Raw genomic sequence first — 4,980 nt, 5'->3', positions numbered from 1 at the left:
GCCGCTCGATCGACGCCTCCAATCGGCTCACCGCCGCCAGCACCGCCAGCGGATCGGTCACCGCCACATCGACCAGCAACACCTCCAACCGGTCCAGCGCCCCGTCCAGCTCCCCGCGCGCACCACCCGCCACGTCAAGGCCCTTCGCAACAGCCGTCAGGATCCCTTGACACCCCATGTCAAGGGCCCCTGACGTCAGGATTGGGGAGTCGTCAAGGCCCCTTGACGGCGGAGACCGGGGCCCGTGAGCCGTCATTCACCAGCGACCCCGCGCCCTGACGAGCGTCAAGGGCCCTTGACGACAGCACGCCCGCTCCGGGGCGGTCAGCCACTCCCTCACCGGTGCGCACCCGCGCCCCGCCACTCCACCCAGCGTGGATCATCCACCAGCAGATCCGGCTCCCGTATCCCGGCCGACTGCAGGATCAGCAGCAAGTCGTGCTCGGAGAACGCCGTCCCCAAATAGTCGTCCTCCACGCGGCCGGCACGGTGCATCGTTACCAGCCGCCCGCCACTGCCCGACAGGCCGTGCACCACGAATCTCGCCTCTTCCATCAGCCCAGCCTGCCGCACCCCCGGATTCGCGTGCACACCACCTCCGACAACGCGCATGAACGCGCACCACTGGCGCCCGATCCCGGCACGCCACCGCCAATGGAGTGACCGCCCGCCTGGCGACGCCGCACCACTGCGCAGCGGGCAGTCGGCTTCAGTAAAGGGAGCGCACCGGTACTGCCATCGAGCCAGTGCCCAGCGCAGGGCCCCGCCAGGCCGTCACAACCCAGGCGGGGCCCACGCACTCACCGCCCCCGAGACCCGCGTGGTGAGTACGCACCGCCCAGCGGTGCAGACGGCTTCCCCTCACCGCCATCACAAGACTGCGCCGGGCCCGGCTTCAAACGGGCCACCCGAGCACGCCGGGCGCGTCACGCGACTCACCGACCACTGGTGAGCTTCAGTAAAAGCAATGCGCGCCCACGTCAACGTTGCCGTCGATGCGCACCCCGGGGCTCCACGCCACCACTCGAGCGGGGCCCCGCCCCGGTACTCACCGCTCCCGGACGCAGGCGGTGAGTACCGGAACGGTGAACATCACCGGTGACCTGTCGCGCGCCCGGCCGATCGCCAGGTCAGCCTGCCCGCCGATGGGGCGCCTCTTGGGGATCCCCGACCGGTCGGCTCAGCGAAGTGTTCTCCACAACCACGGGATCGTCCCCCGAGCCGCACTCGATCACCGCGCCCAGGCATTCATCGCACTGGTAGTCACCGCCCGGCATCTCGGTCATGGTCTCCGCCGGCCCCGCCAGGTCGCAGCCCCCCGCCCGCACGTTACTTCCCTGTTTGCATCCGCCATGCATCCGACAGTCCGCGCCCCACCCGTCCCCTGGCAGGGGACCCCGGGGGTCGCATCGGCGCGTACAACCAGCCCATGCCCACCCGGCCGGCCGTGAAGGTGGGTGCCCATGTCCGCTTCCGCGGCGTGAAGCGGCAGGTGGTCGCCCTGTCCGGGCAGAACATCCACCTCATCGGTCCGAACGGCGGCGGCCAGGCCGTGCTCGCCGGGCACCTGTTCGCCGACTCTGGCTTCACCGTCATCGGGGCCGACGTTCCCCAAGTGACCCCGCAGTGGGGGCTGTTCGAGTCCGCACCCGCCGCGGCCCGCGACAAGGCGGTGGCCATGAAGGGGCCACTCACCAGTGCTGTGCCCGCGTCGTTTGCGGCCCGCCCCGCCGGGCCGCACCCCCGCCTTCCCACCGGCCCGGCGCCAGCGGCCCCCAGGCCGCCCCGCCGCGGCCGCGGATCGGCTGCAGGCTCTGCGCCTGATCGAGCTCCTGCGACAACTGCCGGGTGAGCGTGGTGATCTCTACGGAGGACGCGTCGGGTTCCTCGAGCGGGCGCGCGCACATAGGGCACACGGCCGTATCGCGGTCCCCCTCCGGTCCCAGCAGGCCAAGAGATTTCAGCCGGCCCAGTTGCAGGTGCAACTCCCCCGTGAAGGCCTGGCCCTGCTGCTTCCAGCGATCCACCAGAGCCAGCGCCTCATCGGGTGCTGCAGCTGGCCACGCAGGCTTCGGAGCTCGTCGGACAACCTTGACGCTGATCACGCAGATCGACCGGCCCGATGGCAGAAGCCGGGACAGTCAGTGCCTGCTCCAGCAGGAAGTGAATCTTCTGCGGGTCCGGTGCGGCAGGCACCCCTTCCACAAGGCCCTCACGGTGAGCGAGGCGAAGCAGGGCCAGGCCGTTCGCGTCCACCGCGGCCCGGCTGCGTTCGGCGTCGTCGAGTTTGCGCTGAGCAGCGCGCTGGGCCCGCTGCGCCTCCTTCAAGTGATACCGGCGCAGCGCTTGTTCGGGGCCGGCGGCACCGAGGAAATAGGGCAGCATTTCCTTCAGTGCTGAGCGATGCCGTTCTCGGTCTGCCGTTGGAAGAGAGCCTTCTTGTCGGCGATCTCGTTCCGGTTCTGGAAGCACAGCAGTGCCGCCTGGCTGATGGAGACCCCACCCCCTTGCGTACGCACCCGCGCTGACGGCAACAACGGCCCTGCGATCTCCCACAATCCGTCCGGAACACGGTACCCCCTCTTACCTGAGGGGGTACCGTGCCTTACTGGCCTACTCCATATGAAACAGAGCCGACCACAACAACCTTAGTAGCCTACGGAATACCAATAGTAGGCACCCGCACCCGAGTTCGCAGTGGTCCCTTGAGTATGCACTGAAAGGGTCTTCTGACCGCTGTAGAAGGGAAGTTGGCCCCCGTTGACCACGAAAGAGCCACTACCCGACAGCCAAAATCCCTTTACCTGAACCTTGATCCGGCCGTTAACTGTGCGCTCGCCATACCAGCACGACTGCCCACTCTTGACAACCGGACTGTCATTAACTCCCGTGTTGCCGTCGAGAGTTCCGACAAAATGAAGCTGTGCACTGTAGTTACCAGAAGCGCACAGCTCGAACGATACCGTTTGGAGTTGTGTATCGGGCAGTGTCCCGCCTGCTGCGGCACTACTGCTGGCACTACCGAGCAGGGTGGATACAGCTATACCGGCAACCGCTGCACTGGTCGCCGCAAGCCGCGCAAATCGTTTGCGCACGCTTACTCCTTATCCGAGGGAACCCACCAGTCAGCATGCGCGGCACTGCACGCGCGTGAATGCTGAAAAATAACGGCAGGAAGATCACAGCAAACTGTAGGGCCACTGAAACCTAGACCGCATAGAAGACGTGCGCCAGATCGGTCGCCTTCTGCTGACATTCATATGCAATGGGGTCGGCGACGTGTGCGACTGTCCGGCGTCTGCGGCAGGCCCTGGGCGGGCCATTGCGCGGCCGGGCTGTAGGGAGCGCAATCCGGAACGGGTCAGGAAGGGCGGACGCCGGTGGGGGTGCGGCAACAAGCAGGCTGGCAGGCAGAGGAGGGGGTGTGTCAGTTGTAGTCTCGGTAGACGCCCTCGGGATCCGCATCCGCAAGCGCGGCGTACTCCTCGAAGCCCATGTTGGCCACTTCGAGATTGGCGTGAATCGAGTGGACTCCCCTTGGCACCGTCCGGAACGCGCGGCCGAACTCGGTCAGGGCCGTGTACTCCTCATCGTCTTCGCACTCATCCCTGGTCCTGGTTGTGATTGCCAGCAGGGCATGGTGGCCGGGGCGCACGGTCGTAGCGTCGGCAACGAACACCACGCGCAGTTGGTCTCGCAGCTTCTCCTGAGCCGCTACGGCTGCCAGTACCGCGTCCGGGTCGGAGCCATCCAACTCTGGGGCGCCGACTATCTCAAAGGTATCGCCAGGGTCCTCATCGTCAAAGGATGTCCGCTCAAGCTCCGCTATCACCTCCCGCCAGCCGACCTCGTCCGTGAAGTCGGTCCGGAAGATCACAGCCGCCAGCTCATTGTGCTCCGCCAGTGCAGACAGCGCCACCATCGTCGTCACCCCTTGAAGAATGCGCTGCTCCCTGATCGGAGCAGGTCGTGCCGACCGTAGCAAAGGCTGCTGACATCACTCTCTCAGGCGTGTGCGCCACACGCCATCCCCGGAGCGCGCAGTACAGGGGCCCTCATCGTCATGGGCTAGGGGCTGAACAATCCATGGTGGCAGTAGTGGAAAGGGATCCGAAAAGGTTGAGATGGTTCCCTTGCCGCATCAGGTTGAGGCGTCCGATGCCGCTATGCGGGCTCTTGAATTACTCCCGGGTCAGGGAATGCCTGAGCAGGGTCTGCGGGCGCAGGTCATTGCGGCGACCGGTTTGGCTAGCTGATCGTTTCAGAATGCCGTCCTGTGGAGACGCTGGCGGCCCATGGAAGAATCCCTTCAGCTACGGGCTCAGGGGGGATGACGCCGTATGGAACGGGTTCGGGATGCACGGCGGCTCCTGCTTGGTTACGTCGACGCTCTGAAGGCGATTGACGAGGCCATGAGGGCGGCGATCCCCTCGCTTGAGCGACTCGCAGATGTCCTCGGCTTGGTCCCTCGCGCCGGACAAGCCGGAGTGGGCAAGCCGGCACCTACTCCTACACGGTTCAAGGGGCGGGGTACCGTTTCGCGTGCGACAACGGCACTGAGATCGATGTGGACTTCGCAGCCGACGGGAGCGAAGTCTTCGACCTCTGGCGGCTGCGCCGGTACGGGCTAAAAAACCCGTAACAGAAGGATATTCGCGTTCGGATCTTCGGCTCAATGATGTCGGGATGCTGCGGGATGAAGATAATCTTCACCATCTTTGTACACGGTTTTCTCTGTCCATTCAAAGTGCATCCAATCCGGGACTGCCAAGCCTCCGCTCTTGTGGGATAAATGCAGGTCAAGATGCATTTCAGGGCATTGGATGATGACTCCCATCGATCAAAGGAAACTCGCCCCTCCAGAGCTCGCACCCCGTACTCCGGGAGGCAGGGCTTCGGCGTAGTCGCGTGACGCCCGGTTCGTGACGATCTGCCAGCTCGGCGGTGCCCCGGAACGTGACAGGCACGGCTTCCAAGATC

At 65.5% G+C, this 4,980-nt stretch carries 6 protein-coding genes and 1 pseudogene; 1 reads left to right on the top strand and 6 read right to left on the bottom strand.

The window, feature by feature from the left end; all coding sequences use genetic code 11:
- Positions 1 to 336: 336 nt before the first annotated feature.
- The 6 genes from ACIP98_RS41855 to ACIP98_RS41830 all read right to left on the bottom strand — a co-directional run bounded on the left by ACIP98_RS41855 (position 337) and on the right by ACIP98_RS41830 (position 3,922).
- The gene (locus tag ACIP98_RS41855) at positions 337 to 555 is read right to left on the bottom strand and encodes a hypothetical protein (RefSeq protein WP_401982064.1); all 219 of its coding nucleotides are present in this window, start codon (positions 553 to 555) and stop codon (positions 337 to 339) included.
- A gap of 1,136 nt (positions 556 to 1,691) precedes the next feature.
- A complete protein-coding gene (locus ACIP98_RS41850) occupies positions 1,692 to 2,027 on the bottom strand; it encodes a hypothetical protein (RefSeq protein ID WP_401982061.1) in 336 nt (111 codons plus the stop codon).
- A gap of 13 nt (positions 2,028 to 2,040) precedes the next feature.
- Positions 2,041 to 2,385 carry a hypothetical protein gene (locus ACIP98_RS41845; protein WP_401982059.1) on the bottom strand — a complete coding sequence of 115 codons (345 nt, stop codon included), beginning with the start codon at positions 2,383 to 2,385 and terminating at the stop codon, positions 2,041 to 2,043.
- Positions 2,386 to 2,390: 5 nt separating this feature from the next.
- A complete protein-coding gene (locus ACIP98_RS41840) occupies positions 2,391 to 2,519 on the bottom strand; it encodes a hypothetical protein (protein WP_401982058.1) in 129 nt (42 codons plus the stop codon).
- Between the two features lie 129 nt (positions 2,520 to 2,648).
- Positions 2,649 to 3,095: a hypothetical protein gene (locus ACIP98_RS41835; protein WP_401982056.1), complete on the bottom strand. Its 447-nt coding sequence runs from the start codon at positions 3,093 to 3,095 to the stop codon at positions 2,649 to 2,651.
- Positions 3,096 to 3,427: 332 nt separating this feature from the next.
- Positions 3,428 to 3,922 (bottom strand): DUF6924 domain-containing protein, encoded by a 495-nt coding sequence (locus ACIP98_RS41830; RefSeq protein ID WP_401982067.1) that lies wholly within the window; start codon positions 3,920 to 3,922, stop codon positions 3,428 to 3,430.
- Positions 3,923 to 4,537: 615 nt separating this feature from the next.
- Here ACIP98_RS41830 and ACIP98_RS41825 point away from each other — a divergent pair.
- Positions 4,538 to 4,642 (top strand): annotated as a pseudogene (locus ACIP98_RS41825) (hypothetical protein); the annotation flags it as partial.
- Positions 4,643 to 4,980 lie beyond the last annotated feature (338 nt).

This window comes from Streptomyces sp. NPDC088354 (assembly GCF_044753585.1).
Lineage (GTDB): Bacteria > Actinomycetota > Actinomycetes > Streptomycetales > Streptomycetaceae > Actinacidiphila.
Note: the sequence above shows the minus strand (reverse complement) of the source record. Positions and strands in the feature narration are given on the sequence as shown.